Annotated in this window: 1 protein-coding gene; it reads left to right on the top strand. The window is 73.5% G+C overall.

The features are described 5' to 3' along the window. Positions 1 to 195: 195 nt before the first annotated feature. Positions 196 to 901 (top strand): tRNA (5-methylaminomethyl-2-thiouridine)(34)-methyltransferase MnmC2 (gene mnmC2, locus AC2W7C_RS18510; RefSeq protein ID WP_486002654.1); only part of this gene is annotated, 706 nt, incomplete at its 3' end.

Here is a 901-nt window from a genome sequence, read left to right as displayed (position 1 = left end):
CCCCCGGCCGCCGACGCCGCTGCCCCCGGCTGCCGCTCCGGCCGCTCCGGCTGCTGAAGAGAAGGCCGCTCACTAAGAGCGACTTCACGACAAGCCTTCGGGCTCGTTGAAGAGAAGGGTCGCCCTCGCGGGCGGCCCTTTTTCTTTGCCCGTCCTTCCTTTGCCGCCCGCCGCCTGGCGTGTAGGTGCGGGGCGATGACCGACGACCGCTCGCCCCGGCTGCTGTGGACCGACGACGGAGCCCCCCGTTCGGGCCGCTTCGGCGACGTCTACTTCTCGCGCGAGGACGGCCTGGCCGAGACCCGGGCCGTCTTCCTGGCCGGATGCGGCCTGCCGGACGCCTGGGCGGGCCGCGCGCGCTTCACGGTGGCCGAGCTGGGTTTCGGCACGGGCCTCAACATCGCCGCCCTGCTGGACCTGTGGCGGCGAAACCGGCCCGAGGGCGGCCGCCTGCATGTCTTCTCCGTCGAAGGCTTCCCGCTGACCCGGGACGAGGCCGCCCGAGCGCTGTCCGCCTGGCCGGAACTGGCCGAGCCCGCCGGAATGCTGTTGGCCGCCTGGCCCGCCCCCGTTCCCGGCTTCCACCGACTGGATTTGCCTGCCCTCGGCGCGACCCTGGACCTCGCCATCGGCCAGGCGGAGGATGTCCTTTCGCAGTGGTCGGGCACGGCCGACGCCTGGTTCCTGGACGGCTTCGCACCCTCCGCCAACCCCGGGATGTGGTCCGATCGGGTGATGGACCTGATCGCCGCCCGGTCCGCGCCGGGCGCGCGCATCGCCACCTTCACGGTCGCCGGCCAAGTGCGCCGCGGCCTGACCGAGCGGGGGTTCGTCGTCGAGAAGCGGCCCGGCCACGGTCGCAAGCGCGAGCGGCTGGAGGCCAGGCTTCGGGTGAGGTCCG

It is taken from the genome of Brevundimonas sp. CURTG3B2_SDJG (assembly GCF_057364705.1).
This window is presented reverse-complemented; position numbering and strand designations above follow the sequence as displayed.